This is a genomic window from Sulfuriflexus mobilis (assembly GCF_003967195.1).
Classification (GTDB): Bacteria; Pseudomonadota; Gammaproteobacteria; order AKS1; family AKS1; genus Sulfuriflexus; species Sulfuriflexus mobilis.
In genome coordinates, this window is sequence record NZ_AP018725.1 from 1,899,281 (window position 1) to 1,921,186 (window position 21,906).

At 52.3% G+C, this 21,906-nt stretch carries 20 protein-coding genes and 1 riboswitch; of the genes, 5 read left to right on the plus strand and 15 right to left on the minus strand.

All coding sequences use genetic code 11. The features are described from left to right. Positions 1-18 precede the first annotated feature (18 nt). The 4 genes from EL386_RS09360 to EL386_RS09375 all read left to right on the plus strand — a co-directional run bounded on the left by EL386_RS09360 (position 19) and on the right by EL386_RS09375 (position 4,860). Positions 19-999: a FecCD family ABC transporter permease gene (locus tag EL386_RS09360; RefSeq protein ID WP_126455587.1), complete on the plus strand. Its 981-nt coding sequence runs from the start codon at positions 19-21 to the stop codon at positions 997-999. After that, entirely contained in the window at positions 996-1,763 is a 768-nt protein-coding gene (locus tag EL386_RS09365; protein ID WP_126455589.1) for an ABC transporter ATP-binding protein, read from the plus strand. Before EL386_RS09360 ends, EL386_RS09365 begins: the two co-directional genes overlap by 4 nt. A 110-nt stretch (positions 1,764-1,873) precedes the next feature. Further along, positions 1,874-2,093: riboswitch (cobalamin riboswitch) on the plus strand. 117 nt (positions 2,094-2,210) lie between these two features. Continuing rightward, positions 2,211-4,163: a TonB-dependent receptor family protein gene (locus EL386_RS09370; RefSeq protein ID WP_172597689.1), complete on the plus strand. Its 1,953-nt coding sequence runs from the start codon at positions 2,211-2,213 to the stop codon at positions 4,161-4,163. A 28-nt stretch (positions 4,164-4,191) separates the two neighbouring features. Beyond that, on the plus strand, positions 4,192-4,860 hold the full coding sequence (locus tag EL386_RS09375; RefSeq protein WP_172597690.1) for an energy transducer TonB: 669 nt from the start codon (positions 4,192-4,194) through the stop codon (positions 4,858-4,860). 34 nt (positions 4,861-4,894) lie between these two features. Here EL386_RS09375 and EL386_RS09380 read toward each other — a convergent pair whose 3' ends face one another. From EL386_RS09380 to EL386_RS09400, 5 genes are all read right to left on the minus strand, one after another. After that, entirely contained in the window at positions 4,895-5,680 is a 786-nt protein-coding gene (locus tag EL386_RS09380; RefSeq protein WP_172597691.1) for a cobalamin-binding protein, read from the minus strand. A 222-nt stretch (positions 5,681-5,902) separates the two neighbouring features. After that, the gene (locus tag EL386_RS09385) at positions 5,903-6,883 is read right to left on the minus strand and encodes a sulfurtransferase (RefSeq protein ID WP_126455597.1); all 981 of its coding nucleotides are present in this window, start codon (positions 6,881-6,883) and stop codon (positions 5,903-5,905) included. A 75-nt stretch (positions 6,884-6,958) separates the two neighbouring features. Beyond that, positions 6,959-7,555 carry a DUF6969 family protein gene (locus tag EL386_RS09390; RefSeq protein WP_126455599.1) on the minus strand — a complete coding sequence of 199 codons (597 nt, stop codon included), beginning with the start codon at positions 7,553-7,555 and terminating at the stop codon, positions 6,959-6,961. An 8-nt stretch (positions 7,556-7,563) separates the two neighbouring features. Next, positions 7,564-7,782, minus strand: coding sequence for a hypothetical protein (locus EL386_RS09395; RefSeq protein WP_126455601.1), 219 nt, complete (start codon positions 7,780-7,782; stop codon positions 7,564-7,566). Next, positions 7,779-8,975: a YeeE/YedE family protein gene (locus EL386_RS09400; RefSeq protein ID WP_126455603.1), complete on the minus strand. Its 1,197-nt coding sequence runs from the start codon at positions 8,973-8,975 to the stop codon at positions 7,779-7,781. Before EL386_RS09400 ends, EL386_RS09395 begins: the two co-directional genes overlap by 4 nt. A 257-nt stretch (positions 8,976-9,232) precedes the next feature. Here EL386_RS09400 and EL386_RS09405 point away from each other — a divergent pair, with 257 nt between their 5' ends. After that, a complete protein-coding gene (locus EL386_RS09405; RefSeq protein ID WP_126455605.1) occupies positions 9,233-9,565 on the plus strand; it encodes a hypothetical protein in 333 nt (110 codons plus the stop codon). 170 nt (positions 9,566-9,735) lie between these two features. On the opposite strand, the gene EL386_RS09410 is transcribed toward EL386_RS09405, so the two are convergent. The 10 genes from EL386_RS09410 to wbjC form a co-directional block, all read right to left on the minus strand. Continuing rightward, on the minus strand, positions 9,736-10,422 hold the full coding sequence (locus EL386_RS09410; protein WP_126455607.1) for a hypothetical protein: 687 nt from the start codon (positions 10,420-10,422) through the stop codon (positions 9,736-9,738). Between the two features lie 17 nt (positions 10,423-10,439). After that, positions 10,440-11,162: a tyrosine-protein phosphatase gene (locus tag EL386_RS09415; RefSeq protein WP_126455609.1), complete on the minus strand. Its 723-nt coding sequence runs from the start codon at positions 11,160-11,162 to the stop codon at positions 10,440-10,442. A 202-nt stretch (positions 11,163-11,364) separates the two neighbouring features. Continuing rightward, positions 11,365-13,629, minus strand: coding sequence for a GumC family protein (locus tag EL386_RS09420; protein ID WP_126455611.1), 2,265 nt, complete (start codon positions 13,627-13,629; stop codon positions 11,365-11,367). Next, entirely contained in the window at positions 13,629-14,198 is a 570-nt protein-coding gene (locus tag EL386_RS09425; protein WP_126455613.1) for a polysaccharide biosynthesis/export family protein, read from the minus strand. The genes EL386_RS09420 and EL386_RS09425 overlap by 1 nt, the downstream gene beginning before the upstream one ends. A gap of 208 nt (positions 14,199-14,406) precedes the next feature. After that, the gene (locus tag EL386_RS09430) at positions 14,407-15,588 is read right to left on the minus strand and encodes an outer membrane beta-barrel protein (RefSeq protein ID WP_126455615.1); all 1,182 of its coding nucleotides are present in this window, start codon (positions 15,586-15,588) and stop codon (positions 14,407-14,409) included. Between the two features lie 120 nt (positions 15,589-15,708). Beyond that, the gene (locus EL386_RS09435; protein ID WP_126455617.1) at positions 15,709-16,146 is read right to left on the minus strand and encodes a hypothetical protein; all 438 of its coding nucleotides are present in this window, start codon (positions 16,144-16,146) and stop codon (positions 15,709-15,711) included. Between the two features lie 348 nt (positions 16,147-16,494). Beyond that, positions 16,495-17,901: a PilZ domain-containing protein gene (locus tag EL386_RS09440; RefSeq protein WP_172597692.1), complete on the minus strand. Its 1,407-nt coding sequence runs from the start codon at positions 17,899-17,901 to the stop codon at positions 16,495-16,497. Positions 17,902-18,460: 559 nt separating this feature from the next. Beyond that, positions 18,461-19,663: a glycosyltransferase family 4 protein gene (locus EL386_RS09445; RefSeq protein ID WP_232020280.1), complete on the minus strand. Its 1,203-nt coding sequence runs from the start codon at positions 19,661-19,663 to the stop codon at positions 18,461-18,463. A gap of 3 nt (positions 19,664-19,666) precedes the next feature. Beyond that, positions 19,667-20,797: a non-hydrolyzing UDP-N-acetylglucosamine 2-epimerase gene (gene wecB / locus EL386_RS09450; RefSeq protein WP_126455622.1), complete on the minus strand. Its 1,131-nt coding sequence runs from the start codon at positions 20,795-20,797 to the stop codon at positions 19,667-19,669. Between the two features lies 1 nt (position 20,798). Further along, positions 20,799-21,905, minus strand: coding sequence for a UDP-2-acetamido-2,6-beta-L-arabino-hexul-4-ose reductase (gene wbjC, locus EL386_RS09455; RefSeq protein WP_126455623.1), 1,107 nt, complete (start codon positions 21,903-21,905; stop codon positions 20,799-20,801). Between the last annotated feature and the right edge of the window lies 1 nt (position 21,906).

Below are 21,906 nucleotides of genomic sequence, written 5' to 3' on the forward strand. Positions count from 1 at the left end.
CAGACTCTGCGATCAACCGTGACCACGCCGCGCAGCTTCATTACATTATTATTGTTACTCCTGGCACCCGTCAGCCTGCTGATTGCCATGGCCGTTGGCAGTGTCGACTACTCCCTCGAGCAGTTATTCAGCGGCCTGTTTGAACAAGCGGACCCCGCCCGGCACGATATCCTCTGGCAACTTCGCTGGCCACGTGCGGCCAGTGCATTTGCTGCCGGCGGCCTGCTCGCCACCGCCGGGGTGCTGATGCAGGTACTGTTGCGTAACCCGCTTGCAGACCCCTATATACTCGGCACCTCTGGTGGCGCGGCCGTCTTTGCACTATTCGCCCTGCTGGCCGGTCTTGGCGGGATATGGGTGCCCGGCAGTGCCTTTGTCGGGGCCTTATTATCCACCCTGCTGGTATTCAGTCTTGCGCATGGTCGTGGCAGCTGGACAAGTAACCGGCTCCTATTAACCGGTGTCGTGACGGCGTTCGGCTGGGGCGCACTGATCAGCTTCCTGCTCGTGATTGCACCCCAGAGCCGCCTGCGCGGCATGCTCTACTGGTTAATGGGCGATTTGTCTCATAGCCAACAGTCATGGAGTGGGCTGGTTGCACTGTGCGTGATTTTTTTACTCTGTCTGCCATTGCTGCGCCGCCTGGATATCCTGCAACGTGGTGATCTGCAGGCGGCGGCACTCGGTGTTAACCTGCGCCACAGTCAGTGGCTCATCTATATACTCGCGGCCCTGAGTACGGCAATTGCCGTTAGCCTTGCCGGTACCGTTGGCTTTGTCGGTTTAATCGTCCCGCATTTGCTACGCCTGCTTATCGGCACGAGTCAGCATCGCTGGATACTTCCTGGCGCGGTATTACTCGGTGGCAGCTTGCTGGTACTGGCCGATACCCTCGCCCGCGCCATTGTCGCCCCGACCCAACTCCCGGTTGGCGTAATGACCGCCGCGATTGGTGTACCCCTGTTTCTGTTCATGCTTTATCGTGGCCAGCAACGATGAACAGACTTGCTGTGCAACAACTCGATATCAAAATTGGCAACGTGCATATCTGCCACGAGCTTGACTGGCAGATGCAGGCAGGCGAGGTATGGGGCATTCTCGGTATGAATGGCTCAGGCAAGACGACCCTGCTGCATACACTGGCCGGTTTACGCGTGCCGAATGCCGGGACTGTCCTGCTCAATGATCAGCCACTCACCGCCTTGAGCCGACGAACGATTGCTCAGCAGTTAGGTGTCCTGTTTCAGGACCACCACGAAGAATTTCCCGGCACCGTCATTGAAACGGCCCTGAGTGGCCGCCACCCACATCTGCACGCCTGGCAATTTGAATCCGCGTCTGACAGGGACCTGGCGATGCAAGCCCTGGAAATAGTTGGCCTCAAGGCCTTGGCACAACGCAATGTACTTACCCTTTCGGGGGGAGAGCAGCAGCGACTCGCTCTTGCCTGCCTAATCGTGCAGTCACCACAACTCTGGTTGCTGGATGAACCGCATAATCATCTCGACCCCCACCAGCAAATTCGTCTGCTTGATCGCCTTATTCAACATGTTCAGAAGCATGGCCACAGTCTCTGCATGAGTCTTCACGACATTAATCTTGCCAGCCGTTATTGCAGCCACTTACTGATGCTGTTTGAACATACCGAGGTGCTGGCCGGCCCCAGGAATGAGGTACTCAGCGAAGAGAATCTCTCCCGTCTCTATGGCCACCCCATGCATCGGCTCGAGGCAAACGGCCGAACCGCGTGGTTACCCGAATAGACCTTAACCAACTGCCTTACCGAACTGATTACGCCCCCGGCAGTGCTAAGTTATTGATTTTTCCTGACATCTCAATTCCACGATTGACTAGCCTGGCCATTCCCCCTACTATCGCCACACCTGCATTAGGTGCTCCAACGACATATCTGTCTATGGAGTGAAACGGGAAGTCGGTGCGATGCACCAAACGTGTTATCTATTCCGACGCTGCCCCCGCAACGGTGATCGAGTCAAGGTCCGTCATACAGCCACTGTGCACAGCATGGGAAGGCGATGAACCTGGAAAAACCACTCGTAAGCCCGGAGACCGGCCCGATGCAATCTAGCGACATGTTGCGGCGGGCGACTATAGCGGGCATTACTATCTGGTTTGCCTTCCCTTACTCCCCTGCAATGCTTAAATACGCGTATGTGCGGGCGAGCATATACCTGTTACGTGGAGTAAGTATGACCAAGTTTCATCAGTCCCTGCTGGCCAGTCTCATTCTGGCGGCCATTTCCAATTCTGCCAGCGCAGCCAGTACGAACACCCAACTGGATACCGTTGTGGTCAGTGCAACACGGTCAGAACAAACAAATACAACCATACCGGGAAGCATTAGTGTCATAAGCAGGCAGGATATTGAAGCCAGTGGTGCTTCAACACTGGCTGACGTTCTCCGTGGTCAGGGTGGCGTACAGGTCCGTGACCTGGTCGGCGATGGATCAGGCATAACCGTCAGCATACGCGGATTTGGTGCAACGGCCGGCTCCAATACCCTGCTGCTTGTAGATGGCCGTCGCCTGAATAATCCTGACCTTGCTGCCCCTGAGTTCAGCAGCATCCACCTTAAAGACATTGAACGTATAGAAATTATTCAGGGCAGTGCCGGTACCTTGTTTGGTGATCAGGCCGTCGGTGGTGTCATCAATATCATCACCCGCAGCCCAGAAGCCGAACACGCTCACGTAAAACTGACTACCGCAAGTTATAACAACAACAGTATAACTGCAGGGATCAGCAACAAACTGGATAATGGCCTGAGTTACCGGATAAGTGCTTCTCAACGTAGTGCCGACAATTACCGTGACAGGAACGATGTCGATTACACCAACCTGCTTGGCCGACTCGATTATGACTTTGACGCCGGCAAGGTATTCCTTGAATATCAGACCATCGATGAGGACTTGCAGCTGCCTGGCGGCCTGTTTGCCGCAGACTTTGCACTAGACCGGCGTGCCGCGCGCTTCCCTACTGATTTTTCCGACACCGATACCGATAGCGCGCGAATCGGACTTAACTACGTGCTGAGCAATAATTGGCAGCTTGAGGCAGAGTTGACCCAACGTGATACTGATGTGATCGGTCGCTTGAGTGGTTTTAATTTCGTTCAGGAACGTAAGGTTGAGGAACTGACACCACGACTAATAGGCAGCTTTGATACCGACAATGGTGAAGCGCTTGTTACGATTGGACTGGACTTTATTAATAGCGACTATTTGCTCACCGCCTTCGGTACAACCACGAACGAGCAGAAGGTTCGTAATTTTTACGGACAGGTTGTCATACCTGTCAGCAATAAACTCACGGCCATCGTTGGCGCACGTGCAGCCAACGTAGAAAATGACCTGGCTGACTCCTTCAAATTCATTAATGGGGTTGAAATTGATGACAGCGAGACCGTCTTTGAAGCCGGCCTGTCGCTGCAAGTCAATCCGGAATGGCGCGCCTTCATCCGACGTGACGGGAACTTTCGCTTCGCCAAGCTTGACGAGCACACCCAGACACTCGGCGGCGTTAATGCACTGGAGACCCAGACCGGCACTTCCTACGAAGCAGGAGCGGAATGGAAACGTCATGCCAACAGTGCCAGGGCCACCCTGTTTCGTCTCAAGCTCGACAATGAGATCGATTATGACACGGTCAATTTTGCCAATATCAACCTCGACCCAACGGTTCGTGATGGCCTGATTTTAGAGGCCAACTGGCAGACTACGGACAAGCTCCGCCTGTCCGGACAATACAGTTACATCGATGCCGAATTCGACAAGGGCGCCTTCAAAGGCAATGACATCCCGTTTGTTGCCAGGAATACCGCGCATGTCAGTGCCACGTATGACATCGATTCAAACTGGGACGTGTTTGCCGAGGTCCAATACATTGGTGACCGGATTGCCGCCGGCGACATCACCAACGCATTTGGCAAGCTTGATGGTCACACTGTACTCAATATAAAACTGGGTTATCAACGTAACAACTGGCTTGCTGCACTGCGTGTTAACAACCTGACCGACCGCAAATACAGCGACTTTGCAGCCACCTCATATAACCCGGCTATTCCACCATTCGGCGCAACCGATATTGCCTTCTATGCCGCACCTGAACGCAATATCAGCCTGTCCATGCAATACGCATATTGATATGACTCGATCAGCCACAGGGCGAATAATGATTTTTCTGATACTGTCACTGACAGTACATGGGATGATTATCGCCCTGTGCCCGACGATTGAAAGAACGCAACTTCCCCAGCCAGGCGGCCAGGCCATAACCGTCTCGCTACTGGTACTGGAAAGTAAACAGGCCGTGCAGCAGAACGACGCGGCGCATAAAAACTCTGACGGCAAGGCTATCCAAACCAGTCCTGCCCCGGCAAAGCCGGAACAACCACCACTGCCTGTGGCCAGGAAGGTCACGCCAGCAGTCCGCCAGACAGCACAAATGAAACCCATACCCGCGAGGACATCCCTTGAAGAGCCACAGGCACCGCCTGTGTCGGCCAGGAATAAGACGAACTCCGTCGCCACACAGCCCGATTCTGTAGCAAGGCATAGTCAACGCCTCGAAGTGGTGTTGCGCAAGGCATTCAATGCGCACTTCTACTATCCAAGACTTGCTGTTCGGCGTGGCTGGCAAGGTCAGGTACGACTGGGACTTCGAATCGAGGCCAATGGGCACTTGAGCCGGATCCGAATACTGCAGGGTTCAGGTTATGAACTGCTTGATAAGGCTGCAATAAAGAGCCTGAATAAACTTGAAATGCTACCCACCGCCATTACACTCTTGAATGGCCATAGCATGGATCTGATCCTACCCGTCAAGTATCAGCTGTTATAAGCATTATTCAGGACAACCCGCGCAGCACCGATACCTAACGCGCCGCGTCGACTGCCTCGCACAATTGCTCTACCCCTTGCAGCATCCTTGGCGTGGCCCGATTCATCAGGTCCGGCTCGATCCAGTACAGGTGGCCATTTTTCACTGCCGCTAATTGTGGCCAACGCCTCCAGTCAGTAAATACATCTTCTGCCGAAGCCGATGTACCCGAATACACAAGCACCTCCGGTGCTCGTTGTAATACCGATTCTATACTGACCTGTGGTGCCAGGATCCCCAGTTCAGCAAAGATATTAATTCCACCGCACAGGCGGATCGCATCACTAATAATTTCCTCCCTGTTAATGGTATAGAGTGGCTTGTGGTCAATCTCGTAAAAGACCCTGACACGGCGGCGGCCACTATATTTTTTTTCTAACGCCGCCAGCTTCTGTAGAAAATTCTCTGCTGCAGCGTCAGCCTCGACCGTCCTGCCTGTCAAATCACCCAACTGTCGCAGTTGAGTCGCTATTGAATCCAGTTTATTTGACCTGACAAGGGCCAGCCTCAGTCCCAATGACTCAATCCGATCGAGGACATGTTGCGGTGAACTGTCTTGCCAGCCAATGACCAGATCAGGATGCATATCGAGCAAACGTTCCCAATCGAGCTGAAACACATTGCCGATCCTCGGTAAGGTTTTTGCCGCATCAGGATAATCACTATACTCAACCACCGCGATAAGCTGCCGCTCCGCACCTATTGCATAGAGAAGTTCGGTGATGTGGGGCGTCAGGCTAACTATTCGCTGCGGTTCGGCCTGAGCCGATATGGTCGCCACAAGCATAAGCAAGCAGCAGTAAATAATTCGATGTTGTATGTGCCGATAAAATTCAGGCATAAAGCCTCGCAGTAATGAGGTCGTCAGGGTTAATACACCGTAAGGACATGCTGTACCCCAACGCGGCTCAATCTAGAAATAAAAAAGGTCAGAGAGTTATCATGTCTAATAATAGAGATGATTCCCCTCTGACCGTTTTTAATTTAAGCCAATAAAGTAAGTCTACTCAACCTTCATAATGACTGTCTCGCCCTTTTCCTTGGTCCACTGGTGCATCGAGCCGTCGTACATCTTGACCTGCTTGTTACCAAGCAATTCACTGTAAACAAACCAGCTGCCGGAGGCCAGGTGGCCGCTGTTGCAATAGGTGATCGCGGCGGCCTTGGTATCGATACCGAGTGCCTCGGAAAGCTTTTGAATACTGCTCGCAGGGGTAAATGCCGCATTGCCATCAGGCCCGGTGAGTAGTTCATTGGGGAAGTTTTTTGCACCCGGGATATGCCCGTCTGCATAGACATAGGACTTCCTGTAGGTCCCCAGGTATTGTGAGACCGGACGGGTGTCAATCAGCTGTGCGCTTTTGTCTTTTACGGCCCTGCGTACATCTTCGCTGCTGGCAAGAATCTCCGTTCTTTCCGCCGTCGCGAGCCAGTTACCTTTTTTCACCCTGGCCGCGTCCGTTTTCACGGCCTGCCCCTCTTTCAGCCACTTGGCCATACCACCATCGAGGATGGCCATGTCATCCTGACCGAAGTACTTGAGGCTCCAATAGAGTCGTGTGGCACTGGTCATGTCCGCATTTGACACACCCTCACTGACGATCACCACACTGTCTCCGGCATTTAAACCCACGGACTGGATAAAACTCTCAAAGTCTTTCTTCTCTGGTAACAGTGACTCAATCTCGACACCATTGACATCACGCTTGGTCCGCAGTTTCTTGTAGTTCACCAGACGTGCACCGGGGATATGCCCGCCAACCCTTACCAGTTTCAGCTTGCCGGTTTTTTTATCCTTGCTAAATACCGGCTTGGCGGTAAAACTTTTCAGGTTACTCCGCACATCAAGGATCACCACCTTGTTGCTGTTCGCCTTTAGCCAGCCCGTATCGACAAGCGGCCCGGGTACGGTGCCGGCCTGTGCCGTGGCAAACACGAACATGAAGCATAGTAAAACAAAGACTTTATTCAGGATATTCATCATGTCTCTCCGATAATATTATTTGCACACAATATCAGTAGCTTCTCGCCCCGGCTTTGATCCAGGTCATAGTGCGGATCAGGCCAAGGCGGCAATTTGCCTCTCGAGGTCTTGCAGTAAATCAATGTCTCGGGCGGATAATAGATAAATCTCATGATCCTGCTGCACTTCTTCACTGTTTCGTTGCTGCGACAGCGCCTCGAATCGCCGTTCGCGCGCATCGAGTAAAGCACGCAGCGTGGGTAAGTAGAACTGCACCATGTGCCATAACCATTTCTCGGTCAGGCTCAGCTCCTCCGGCTCAGACAACCGCTCCACTGCCGTAACAATGTCATGCGGCGCTGCCCACGCTTCACCCGTGACCCAGTGATTAACGGTGAACCATTGCAGGGGCTGGCCCTGCCTATCCATGCTCAGGCCCGCAATATGGCTCCACTGTTGCGGACCGAGGCTGACAAAAATATGGAAGTGCCCGTGTTCCTGCGCGGGACATGAGACCGAGGGGTGACAGTGGTAATAGGCCTTCAGGCCGGCACTGCTAAAATCGAATACCGGTTCGGGGTACTTATGGTGGTATTCAAGTGGCCGATCCAACGGCAACACGGATAAAACCGGGTTGCTAGCCTCAACGGCAAAGCCCTGGATACATTCGATAAGCGCTTCGGCGGCCGGCACGGGTATGACTACAGGCCGCAGGGTGAGCCATTCAGGCCACAGGGGCTTTCATTCAGCAGGCCACACGGTGCCCCGTTAAGACCACAGGGACTGCCCCCCTCTTCTTCGATCACCATGTAATCCTGCGCAGGCGTCACCGGCTCGGGTAGCTGATGCCGGGTATGGTCAATGGCAATCGCCAATGCCGCGAGCCCCATGGCTGAACCTACGACCAATTTACTCTTCATTGGGAGCCATCTCCTATGGGCTTATCCACACCCATCCATATCTTGATATAGATGGCCAATATAGCGCCGGCAAAGGCCGCCCACAACCACAACCAGCCATGCAGGCTGCCCGTGCTGATCCCGCCCAGCATTGCGCCGATATTGCAGCCAAATGCTAGGCGTGCGCCATACCCCAGTAACAGACCACCGATGATAGCTGTCAGCAGGCGCTTGCCATTGATGCTCGCCTCAGGGGCAAACTTGCCCGCCAGGGCCGCAGCCAGCATGGCACCGATTATCACACCAAAGTCCATGATTGAGGTGGTGTCCGCGAGTACGCTGCTGTTCAAGGCCCTGGCCGGGTAGGCGCTCGCCCAGTATTGCCAGCTGGTGATATCACCGCCGAGGGCACTCCATATCTTGGTGCCCCACAGGCCAAAGGCAAAGGTTATTGACCAGGGGTGCCCCGCCACCAGCATCGTCAGCAGGTTAAAGATCAACAAACCGGCAATCCCCCACATCAGCGACCAGGGTCCAAACACGAGTCGTTGCATAGACGATCGGCTAGTTGTCACCGCAATGGGCTTTAGCGCAGGGTTCTTTTTCATATCCAGGTAGCGGACCAGTCCATACAGCAGCGCCAGGACCAGCAATGACAATAACAAACCGGGCAGCCAGCCCAGTTCCGCTATCAGGGAAACCTTCCCGATATTAGGCAGTTGCAACCACCAGTGCAGGTGTGCAGAGCCGAGCGTGGCGCCAACAATAAAGAATGCCAGGGTGATCAGCATGTCGACATGCCCCCAGCCAACGGTAAACAGGGTGCCTGAACCACAGCCCCCGCCCAGTTGCATCCCCATACCAAAGAGAAAGGCACCCACCAGCACCGAGACCCCGACCTGGCCCATGGCCGCCGCGCCCTCAATACCGGGGATGGCCTTGCCGATAATGGGAAAAAATACCAGTGAGGTCAGCATCAGCAAGATGATCTGTGCCCGCACCCCGGCACTATTGCGATCACGGATGAAAAAACGCCAGCCGCCGGTAAATCCAAACAGGGCATGCAGCAGGCTGATGCCCAGACCGACACCAATGAGGAAAAGCAGTGACTGTTTCAGGGCAAACTCGTGCTGTAACAGCAGGCTGATCGCCAGAATGGCCAAAACTGAAAATGTCGCCACATCAACGGCGGCCTTACGTTCACTGTGTATCATTTGGTAATTTTTCTCCGCGATGAAGGGGAAGGTTCATATTTTACACCTGGGTAATCCTTCACCGTAGGCAGCCATCATCACAGACCCCATCAGGCAGTTCAACCATCATGCCGGTCTGCTGCATTGAGTGCTGGCACACCACTATAATATCCTGTATTTTTATAAGTGTTTAGTCCAGCTATGATGCTTTATGCTGAGCATATAATAAAAATTAAGACACTCTGAGCACATCAACAGAAGAGATCAGGGGAGTCACCATGAGTCTGCGAACTTTTGTATTCTGCGATATCTGTAATCCTCAGGGTTACCGGTGCGTGGAGGAACGCCGTCCCCTCAAACGGGCTAACCGCAACGGCAGACGCATATCCGATGGGCGTGCATGGCATGAGGGTGATGTCACTACCGCCCTCGCTGAAGGCTGGGCCATCACCAAAGAAGGTCTACATGTCTGCCCGGACTGCCTCGAACTCCACCAGTCTTTGTTCGTCAGCGATACAACTGAGCCACTGACAGAAGAAATACACGCCCCCGAACAGATGGTTGACCGACTCTCGGGCCGGTATAAAGGGGCTCCTGGTCCGCAAAAGTGACTCAGCCCAGCCATTCAGCATACTGTCTATTGGCTGGTAAAGTACACACCTCAGTATCGATTATCATCACCTTCAAAAATGGACAACCTGGGTAGCAGTGCAAGACAGGAGAAGAAAATACTTTTCCCAAGTCTAATACCCTGCTCAACCCGGATGTTTGCTATAGATACTTATTGATTATCTGACTTCTGGCCAGTGACGATAGCGTTGAGTTGCTCCTGCCACATGAAACGCTCAGCCGTCTCATGGATATAACGTATATCGCGTTTTGTCATGAGCGACTGTTCTATCACTGCCGTTATCTTCTGTTGTGTCGAGGCCGGCAGGTGGTCCCAGCTCGCCAGTCCCAGCCAGATGATCTGTCTGTGCACGCCATACTCCCATGGGCCGTAGGTGATGGCATGTTCAAGTGCGGCCTTCGCCTCATCATCCAGTTCCTGATTCAGGGTTTTATTCATGGCCAGCTGAATCCAGGCAAGTGACCATACCGGTCGTTGCCGGACCGCCTTGCGGTAATAGCCTATTGCCTGTGCGCGATACTTGCGGGCATGCTCCGTCCAGAGCGGCTTTTCCAATGCACGCCATGCGTATAAACGGCCCAGCTCATAGTTATAATCGGGATTATCAGGATTAAGGCGTAGTGCCAGGCGCATGGCCTCTACAGCCGCCTGCCAGTCCTCTGTCGTCTTGTCCCGCTTGCCCTGCTCCCACTGTTGCATGAGATAGCGTGGTTGCTTAACCACGAGTTCGGCGCCCCCCCATGACATCGCCAGTAACGCGGCAAACAGCATAGACAGCGCCAGTGCGATAACGACAAAGGACCGGCGTGTGGATAATCGAGTGGCTGTTTCAGGCAAGGAAGCGTCCATGTGGCTTATATTTCAAGACTCAATAACTGCGCGGGGTTGTCCTTCACCAGTGCAGTGGCTTTCACTTCGCCGATAAGTTCGCTTGCCATGATCAGTCCTGCTTTCAGATCAGGCGGGCGATACGCAGTATTGTGGCAGTCGGTGGCCATGAACAAAACCTGTCCGGCCTGGAGCAGCTCTATAGCGACCGTCTTCGCCTTCTGGCCAAAATTCCCCGCCAGGCTCGATGCAGTCAGCTGGATCGCACAACCCGCCTCGATAAACGGCATCAGCTTGTGCATGTCGAGTTGTAGTTCACGGTTACGTTCCGGGTGAACGATAACGGGTAAAATATCCCTGTCGATAAGCCAGTCGATGAGGTTCAGGCTGCCAAGCGGGATGTGGTTATGTGGCATTTCCAGCAGGAAGACACGCCGGCCCTCCCATGTACCCAACCAGGGGAAATCCTCATGCTGCATGAGTGCCATGACCTCAGGGCCAATACGCACCTCTGCCGACAACAACAGATTGATCGGGATCCCCTCTTGCCTGACGATGTGTTCGAAATCGGCGAAGGCCTTGCGGAGACTGCCTGGGTCATTGAGATAACGACCGGGCTGGATATGCGGTGTCAGCACCTGGGTGGTAACGCCGTTGTCCACCGCCAGTCGCAATAGCGTCAGGGCCTCTTCCAGCGTCTGTGCGCCATCATCGATACCGGGCAGGATATGACTATGGACATCAATCATATTTGGCCTCTTGGGTGCTAGTACGTAATGACAAGGCTATAATCACTAGCTATTGGCTATCTCTTTAACTCCCTCTCCCCCAGGGAGAGGGTTGGGGTGAGGGGTACACACCAGGCAAGTCATTATCTTATTTATCCCCCTCATCCTGGCCTTCTCCCTCAGGGAGAAGAAATGACTACGACTTACGACTATTCATCAGTCCCTAGTCATTACCATAGTTATAACCATAGTTATAACCATAGGTATAATAATGACTGCCGTAGTCCTCCATCTTCTTCAGGTCGGCCTGTTGCAAGACCACCCCGAGCGGCACAACATGTGCCGATGCCAGCCGCTTCATGGATTCTCTTGCCATCGCATGGGTGGTCTCATCCGCCTTGACCACGAATATCACCTCATCGACCAGATTGCCCAGCACCAGTGAATCGCTCACGGGCAACACAGGTGCCGAATCGATAATAATATGCTCAAAGTGATCCTTGAGTTTATCGAGTAAATCTAAAAAGCGTTTCGAGGATAACAGCTCGAGGGGTTTCGGTGAGGCCGTACCACTGCTCATATAGAACAGATTCCCCACATCATTGTCTTTAATAATACACTCCTTGATCTCGGCATCACCGACGGCAAGGTCTGCCAGACCCAGGCGTGAACGCCTGCGCAAGACCTTGCCACTGTGTTGCTGTTTGCGCAGGTCAGCATCAATAAGCAGGGTTCTGCCCGTGTGACTGAAGGTCAGGGCGAGGTTACTGCATAAGGTGGTCTTACCCTCATTCGCCACCGATGAAGTCACCATGATGGTTTTCGGCGGTGTATCAATATTGGCAAACATGACCCCGGTACGTACCGCATTCAGCGCCTCGACAAAGGGAGAATCCGGGCTGGTGAAGGCGTGGCGTTCCGGGACCTCGCTCGACTTCTTATCCAGCAACAATGTCGGTATCACGCCCAGTACAGGCAAGCCCAGTTTGTCCTCGATGTCCTCCGGGGTCCGAAAGGTATTCTCCAGATACTCGAGCAGGAAGGCCAGCAACACTCCGATAAATAATCCTGCCATGATGAAGACGGCAACAATACGCCTCTTATTAGGCTTACTCGGCACCAATGGTGGTGTGGCCTTATCGATGATCGTGATATTGGTGACATCAGTGTCACCGGCCAGGTTGGTTTCCTTATGTCGGGTCAGGAAGACCTCATACAACTGGCGACTGGTTTCAACATCCCGCTCGAGCTTGGTCAGTTCAAACTCCTTGGCCTGGTGACCACGCGCCTCAGTCTGAGTCTGCTGGCTCAGGCGCTTCAGTTCCTGTTCCTGGGCCGCTGCGGCTTCATAATTCCTGATGATACCGTTCACGACTTTCTCAACTTCCAGACGCAGGTGACGATTAGCCTCACGCAGGTCACTACGTGCAGCAATCATCTTCGGGTGTTTTTCACCATAACGCTCCGCCAGTTCCGATACTGTCCTCCCCAGTTTCACCTGATCTTCTTTAAGGCGCTGAACAAAGGCGTTTTGCAGTACCGCCTGCAGTGATTCGTAACTTTGACCCTTGCGCTGCGCCGCCTTAATCTGCTTATAACGAATTTCTGCCTCGGCACGTCGGGCCTGCGCATTTATCAGGGCCTCGGTGATACCACCGAGTTTGCCACTGGTGATACTTTCAAAACTTTTTGTACCAACGAGCTTTTCTTTTTCCTGAAATGCGCGCAGGGTCTCTTCCGACTGCTCGAGTTTGGTCCGCAAACCGGCGAGACGTTCCGTCAACCAGCCTGCCGCCTTCTGATTCAACGCAAATTTTGCATCCAGGCCTTTCTCGATGTAGGCCTCAGCAACAGCATTGGCGATCTGGGCGGAAAGTGCCGCGTCAGGGGACTCAAAGGCGACGTTGATGATCTGACTATTTTTCTGTCCCTTTACATGAAGGTTACTAAGAAAAAAACCAATGGCCGCCGCACGAAGTTGTTCCTTACTGGGCGGCTTGCTTTCTTCAATAATCCCCCACGATTCAGGCATCCATCCCTTTACCAGCCTGGACAGATTAAAGCCGGATTCGTTTTTACCTTGCTTTGGGGAAATAACCGGATGCTGTTCCAGTTGTAACTTTTCGATCACGGCCTCAGCAAGCGAACGGCTGGCAATAATTTCATACTGGGTCCGGTAGAAAAACATGATGTTGCTGACTCCTTGCAGCGGGTCGACAGACACCACCTTGGGCACATCAGGCTCCACGAGTAGTTTGATCTCAGCGCGGTACTGTGGCGTAATGTTGAAGGCGACAAGCGCGCCGATAAGGGCCGCCAGCAAGCCGAGGCCAAGGATGGCACGAGCCCTCCGCCGAATCACCTGCCAGTATTCAAGCAGATTGATTCCCTCTTCATCGGCATCATCCATTTGTACCGGAAATGCTCTTTCTCGTGTCATCAGCTTCTCGGCCTTTATAAATTCTTCAGGTTCAAATGATTTAGTCATTAGAAGAAGCTTTCACCTACGGTGATCACGTCACCCGGACTCACCGCTTCATTGAGGCCTACACTCTGATGCACAACACCCGGTGCAGTCTCGCGCTCAAGATTTATTTTGCTCTTACTCGCACGCTCGGTAAAGCCCCCCGCCAGGGCAACGGCCCTTTGCACCGTCAGACCATCAACAAAATTATAGCCGCCAGGATTTTTCACCTCGCCATTGACATAAAAAAGCCTATATTCGAGCACAGACACGGTGATAACCGGTTTTTTCAGGTAACCATTTTTGAGGCGTCGAATAAGATCAGCCTCAAGCTCCCTGACGGTCAGGGCATTGACCTTCAGTTCACCGAGAAGCGCGAATGAAATAGTGCCATTGGTGCCGACCCTCACCTCTTTCAGGCTCATGTCTTCTTCACCAAAGACACTAATCGACAGCATATCCCCCGGGCCAATACGGTAACTGTCTTTGCTATCAGCCACCGCCATGCCCGTGGTCATCAGACATACCAGCCAAACTAGTAGATAACGCCGCATTTTTATCCTCGAGAAAATTACCAGACTGATTGCAGACATACTTTCCTGCCGCAAAACTATTGATATGAAGAGGGCAATTTCAGTCCAACGCAGTAGTCTTTGTCTTACCTGCTTTGCAAATTACCTGGATGCCGATGCACTCAGACAAAAACCAATAACAACGAAGCCCACCCCAATAACACCGCCCTTTGGCTTACCTGCGGCGTGGTTCGTGGTTCGCCCACGCCAACACATGCCAAATGAGCACCTAGCGCGGCAACCTCAAGGTTGCTCTCAACATGAAGATGTTATCATCAAAACTTGCCGTCGGTGCATTGGAGTCTCGTTCCGAATAGTTATAAGCCACGCCAAGGTCCAGCCAGCGACGCATTTTATAATTCAGCCCCAGCCCGGCATTGAACAAGTCATCCTCACGCGTACCGGTATAGTCATCCGTGCCATCACTGATATTGGCATTCAATGACACCCGCGAACTGAAGTCATGTTGCCAGTCAGCTGACACAAGCTCGCTCGTATAAGAACTATCCGCCGTTGCCGTCTCATTCGGCTGACGCAAGGCGGTAAAGGTGAAGCGACTATAGGTACGTGGCTCCCAGGTCACCTTACCGACAACACTCACACCATCGTTATCTTCTTCGGCTGCTGAGTCAAAATCCTTCTCGAAGCGCCCTACCTTCAGCTCACCCGTGGTCTTGTAGGTTGCCTCCCAGCGCAAACCAACACGATAGTAACGTTCGGTACTATCGAGGTCGCGGATAGCAGAGTTTGTATAGTCGATATCACGGTGTTCCGCCTCGAGAATGGCCGAGGTCTTCGGTGCGATTTTATAAAAGAAACGGCCAGCTACGCTATCGGTATCGCGATCACGGAAGTCCTGATTATTATTCGTATACTCCAGGTCTTTGGCTTCAAGGTCGAGCTGGAACTGGGCATTGGCGATACGCCGGCCGTAGGTCAATTGCCCAAAGAGGCGGCTCTCTTTCCACTCATTCGGCTTAGTGCTGACATTGCCCGGCAGAATCCCCGAAGAACCACGCGCTTCATGGCCGCGGTTATAGTTGGCCTGCAGGTCGACATTAAACTTGGGGGTCAGATCCAGCAGCAGATCCGCAGATAAAAAGTGATCGTCGTAGTTTTCATCATCGTTGGTGTCATAGGTAGCGTAATCACCCAGATATTCCGCAGTCAGGCGGTGCTTGCCGAGAAACCAGCGCCAGACCAAATCAGGCGAGACGGAAAAAATATCATCGCTTTCCTCGTTGTTCTCCTGACGAAAAATGTTGTCATCGTGTTTATACGCCAGTTCCACAGAAGGATAGAACCCTGGCAAATCGGTCTCGGGGGTTTGTGCCTGGCCCAGGGAAGAAGCCCCCAACATCATCCCCATCACAATGACCGTTGTCCCGGTTTTTCTGTTATTCATTTCCATCAGTTTACTGCCCCCAAACCTACTATTATTATTTGCGTGACCGATTAGCCCCTTAGCAGTCACCACCACTTACAGCGGCCTTATTCAGGCCGACAGTCACATCTCATTCTGTCTTACATCTTAACTCGGGCTGGCAACACCTCCGCCGCCTGAGCCTGAACCAGCACCTGCGCCCGCTCCGGCGCCAGCACCCGCCCCGGCACCCGCTGCCCCGGCGGCAGAGGCCGTGGTCACAACAGTTGGGTCAGCACCGGCCGCAATAGCCGCCGTCTCGATCGCTACACGTTGTGTTGGTGCAGCGGCCACCGCTGCCGTCACAATCGCAGCGGCCCGATCGGGTGCCACCGCTATGGCAGCGGTAACAATCGCGGCAGCTTGATCAGGCGCCAATTCCACCATTTCGGCAACGATATCCTCAATCTCTTGCCCTTCGGCCAGGGCATTGGCGATGACCGTATCAATGGGCAAACCGGCACTCATGTCACTGGAGATATCGGCATGAAGTAATTGGAAAGGCATTATCAGGCAGGCCAATAGGACCAAGATTCGTGTTTTCATTATGCACCCCTATAAACTCTTTAGAGTTCAGCACCTTAAATAAGATTCTGTTCAGTTCTACCGCATCTAGATATTAACATATAGTATAGCTATTAAGAAACAACAAAACCAAACAAAATCGCCGTGACGGAATGCGCGTAAGCCCATGAATATACAACCAAAAATAATGCTTAACAATATACCTAATACATCTGAACAGGATAGTGAAAACGCACCATGTTTTGGCACGGCTTAAATCAGATCTCACTCTATATTGAAGCGTGCCAGAGAAAAATGGGGTATCTGACAACCGTGATGAGGCTGAACAGCCGCCTTAATTGTCATTTCCAGAATATGGGGCGAGGAAAATTATGAGGTTAAAGCATGTCGAGTGACTTCTGGGTCTTTTCTATAATTTGTGGTCTTTTCAAAAACCAATTTCTGCAGTGCCCTGAAATTATCTGCATTGCAGTATTCGAATGCAAAGGCAACGCCATTATCAGTGATCCGCACCGTGCGCGCAGTAAATCGATACTCCTGACCGGTATTGCCAGGGTCTTGAATGGCCAGCTCCACCTTCGACCCAAGGCGAACCTTAATTTCAGCCATATTGATAAAAACCCCGCCAAGGCTCACATCCTGTGACTTCAGATATTTGACCTCATGGTTCGCCAAATATAGCTTCACATTGAGGACAAAATCCTTACGTTTATTGATGCGTTGCTCCATTCCCGTGCGGGCAGGGGAACTCCACATGTACGTCGTTACGATCAGATACACAATTGAAATACCAAAGAATACATAGAACATCACCGCTTCAGCCACGCCTGCATACAGGCCCATCAGGCCGATGCCGCCCATCAGCGCCTGGATACCCATCATTAGTGCCACCGTCTTGTTAACGCTGAATCCTGCACGTGAGAGGATATGGTGAAAATGCCCGTGGTCAGCGGAAAATGGTGATTGTCGCTTGAACACACGCCGTAACATAACGCTTATCGTATCAACCAATGGGAGTGCAAAAATCCACAGGGCCGTGACCGGGGTCATGGCGCGTTGTTCACCCTGTGACAGGGAGATCAGGAACCAGGCGATGGCAAGCCCGAGGAACATGCTACCCGTATCACCCATAAATACCCGTGCGTGCTGCTGCCCAAACAAACGAACATTAAATATCCAGAAACCGGCCACAACACCCACCAACACCAGAAGCAAAGCAAGGTCCATATGGAGACCGGCCTGGGCAGCAACTATCGATAGCATCGACAAGCTAATAAGCGCGATCCCCCCTGCGGAGCCATCAATACCATCCACCATGTTCATGGCATTCATTGCCCCGACATAACAAAATATTGTTAGCGGGATGGCCCACATGCCCAATGAAACAATTTGTGCGCCAAATACGTGACCCAAATCCAGGAGAGTGGCCCCTCCCCAGAATGCCATAATCATCCCTGCCAAGATCTGAGCACCCAGCCGGGGAGCAACGCGCAGGCCATATAAATCATCAAGGCTGCCAATTATCGCAATCAAGGCCGTTGCATACAGCATGGCCGCAACATCAATCAGAGAGGGGTTAAGGAATTGCATGAAGAGAGAAGTGAACGCCAGGCCTAGAAACATGGCAATACCGCCGACCAGCGGGGTTTCCTTACGGTGGTACTTGTGAGCACCGGGAGAATCAACGAAACCATAACGAACAGCAAGAGGCATCGCCCCATAGACAAGCGCTACAGTAAGCAAGAAGGCAAAAACGCCGTAGTATATCCCCTGCATTACATCCCCCGATGTACCTAACCGGCAAGCCATTCAATACAGGGTGAACTGAAAGTGTGGCATCCTGTTCAGGTTAGCCACACAGACCCCGCGAGCGGAGCTGTTCCCGTTACATTGTATTCAAACTTGCCTAAAATCACACAAACCCGAATCTAATCCAGATTTATATGCACCCACGTCCCCTTCCATGGGTACCTATAAATAGCTTACTTTATTATTATTGTGATTATGTAACTTACTATTACATACTTTTGGTATTGTCATCAATGCCATCATCTATCCCACATTTAGACTATGGGAAATAACCTTTTGTTTTTTATATTTATTATCAGAAAACAAAGTCCGGTACCTTCTTCTATAACCACATATATTATAAGCTAATCAATATTTAATAGCATGGCCGCATTCGATTGATTCACTTCTTGTAAACCCACTGCCGTATCTTGCGCATTGGCTTCATCCATATCGACCGTGGATGAGGTGATAAATCATTGGCCCGCCAGACTCTGTGAACCATCTGGTTAAACACCACTTTTGATAATAACTTATCACTTTGGTCTCAGCTCACCAAAGCTGCTGTGATCTGCTTAACCACTGCCTCCGGAGAGAAGAGCTTGGCTGACAAGGCTCGACAACGTGCAGACACCTTGGTATCACCAGCGATTTCGTCCACAAGTTCTTTCGCTAAGCGCTGCAGGGTATCAACCGAGTGATCCGTACAAACCCGCCCCACACCTTCTCGATCAATCATTTCCGCCAGATCATTGCCGGCGTTAATGCTCGCCAGTACCGGCAAACCGCCCTGCATGTAAGTAAGAAATTTACCTGGAATATTGTGTGTTTTGTGGCGGGGGTCTAGGGCTACAATGCCAACCTGGCACTGAGCGTACAAGCCTGGTATTTCTGAAGGCTCCACCTCGTCGTAGAAAACAACATTGCATAGCCCGCGTGACTTAGCAACTTCACGCAAACGCTGGGCATCGCTGCCTCGACCGACAAAAAGAAACCCAATATCATGACGATCACGCAACCGCTCCGCGAGATCAATCAGAATGTCCATCCCCTGCGCCACCCCCATGTTGCCTGCGTAGACAAAAATGGTGCGACCAGCAAGAGGACCAGCCGCGACTGAAATGCCACAACCGACATCTCGTGCTTCAGCAAGCCAGTTTTGCAGTACCTCTACCCGCCTCCCCAGCTGTGAATTCCATCCATCAAAATACGGTAAATTGGCGGGTGTCTGCACCCCAATGACGTTCGCGACTAAATACTGATAGCGCTCGATTGTTTTGAAAAAGCGATAAGGCAGACCTCGACCGAGCAGCCCCATGTCCACCGCCCACTCAGGGAAGATATCCCGGACGATGAGATAGCTTCGACAGGCACTGGCTTTCTTGAGCGCATTTGCGATAGGCCCGAGGAAAATCGTCGGCGAGTACCACACTACGCCGTCCCAGCGCATATTTGCCAAGGGACTTTTGCGTAAATTACGCAGCATTATGAAAGGCAGCAAGAATTCCCCAATCGTTCGTCGTATGTAGCCAATATCTTTGGTGCGCGGTGCTTTCAGACGCATCACCTGCACACCATTCATATCCTCTAGCAACCAAGGCTGATTAATATCTGGGGTGGGGATCATTACGGTCGGCTTGTGACCTTGCCTGACCATTTCAAGAGACAAGTCTCTCAACTGAACCGCCGCGGATGAACGCAAGGGTGGAAAAGCGTCAGCGATCAGCGCGATACGCATCGTCTTGCCCATCACTCAATATTTCTTCCAGACAACATGATTCACGTAGTCGGTATAGCTATGAATAATCCGCACTACCTTGTCCGATACATTTGGCATGCTGTAGTCGCCCACTTGACGAAGCAAGCGCGTGTCGCCACGCGGCTGGCTTTCCAGAATGGCCAAGGCTTGCATCACACGATCAGTCTCCATCCCAACCATCATCACGGCAGTTTCTTCCATGCCTTCCGGACGCTCGTGCGCTTCTCGGATATTGAGGGCTGGGAAGTTGAGGATGGAAGATTCTTCGTTGATGGTGCCGCTGTCTGACAATACCGCTTTGGCGGCTATTTGCAGCTTGTTGTAATCCTTAAAACCCAGCGGGGTGAGCAATTTCACATTAGCATGAAACTTGGTGCCCATCGCGTCGATCCGTTTCTGCGTTCGTGGGTGTGTAGAGACAATGACCGGGATTCCGTAATGCCCCGCTATCGTGTTGAGCATCGTCACCAGCTTGTTGAAATTCTTGCCTGAATCGACATTTTCTTCGCGGTGGGCGCTGACCACGAAAAACCCACCTGACGTGAGGCCAAGCCGATCAAGCACATCTGAATTATCAATGCCTTCCCGGTAATGCATCAGCACCTCAAACATCGGACTGCCGGTTTTTATCACCATGTCAGAAGGCAAACCCTCGCGCAACAAATACTCACGGGCGATGGAACTATAAGTCAGATTAATGTCTGCCGTATGATCCACGATGCGTCGGTTGATTTCCTCCGGCACGCGTTGATCAAAGCAACGATTGCCCGCTTCCATGTGAAACACCGGAATCTTGCGACGCTTGGCAGGTATAACAGCCATGCAACTATTGGTATCCCCCAACACCAACAAAGCATCCGGTTTCACCTGAGCAAGCACAGCATCAATCGCGATGATCACCTTGCCAATGGTTTCGGCCCCCGTGACGCCCGCCGCATTGAGGAAATGATCGGGTTTGCGAACATCCAGATCCTGGAAAAAGATCTCGTTGAGCTCATGGTCATAGTTCTGCCCGGTATGCACCAGCACATGCTCAGTGTGCTCGTCCAGCTTCGCCATTACCCGCGACAAACGAATGATCTCCGGTCGTGTTCCCAAGACCGTCATGATTTTTAGTTTTTTCATATCAAACCTCGCAAGCAATCGTATCGGGATGGGCGCGATCAAAAATCTCGTTGGCCCAGAGCATCACGACTAACTCGTCCTCGCCCACATTCGTGATGTCATGTGTCCAGCCCGGCACCGTCTCTACCACCTGAGGTACATCACCCGAGGTTAAAATCTCATACGTCTCGTTGGTCACGACATGGCGAAAACCAAAACGTGCCGAACCCTTGATAACCAGGAATTTCTCGGTCTTACTGTGATGATAATGCCCACCCCGTGTGACGCCCGGGTGTGCCGTAAAGTAAGAAAACTGCCCGCAATCGGGCGTTTTAAGCATTTCGACGAATACCCCCCGTTCATCACCATAGCGCGGCAAGTCATAGGCAAACCTGGAAGGTGGCAAATAACTCACGTACGTCGCATATAAAGCACGCACCAAACCTGACCCAACGCGCTCGGAAACCAGGGTACTTCGACAATTTTTGAAGTCCTGAATTTGCGAGGCCAGCTCCCCTAATGTAATCGAATAATCCGGAGCAACCTCACCCCAACGCATGCCCTTAGCCATGGATTCGAGCGCACTCAGAAATTCAGAAATTACATCATCCACATACACCAGCTGCAATTGTGCCGAAGGGTCGTTGATCTGGATCGGCAACTGATGGGCAATGTTATGGCAAAAGGTAGCTACCACTGAGTTGTAGTTGGGCTTACACCACTTACCGAACACATTGGGCAAACGGTAAATCACCGCGGGGTTTCCAGTTTGCAACGCAAACTGCTCCACAGCCTGCTCAGCCGCGCGTTTGCTCTGCCCATAGGGGTTAGCCAATTCCGCCTGAATGGACGATGCCAGTATAAGTGGGATCTTGCGCCCTGTAGCCTGAATGGCAACACACAGTAACGCCGTCAAAGTTGCATTACCCTTTTCAAAATCTGCGACATCCCTTGGGCGGTTCTCGCCTGCCAGATGCACAACCGCGTCTACCCGCTGAACTTTCTCAGACAAAGCACTCAGTTCATCCTCGCGGGAAAATTGCTCAACCTCAAACCCAGACAGTTCGCCGAGGCGAACAACCAGATTCTTGCCTATAAACCCTCGGCTGCCAGTTACAAGGACGCGCATC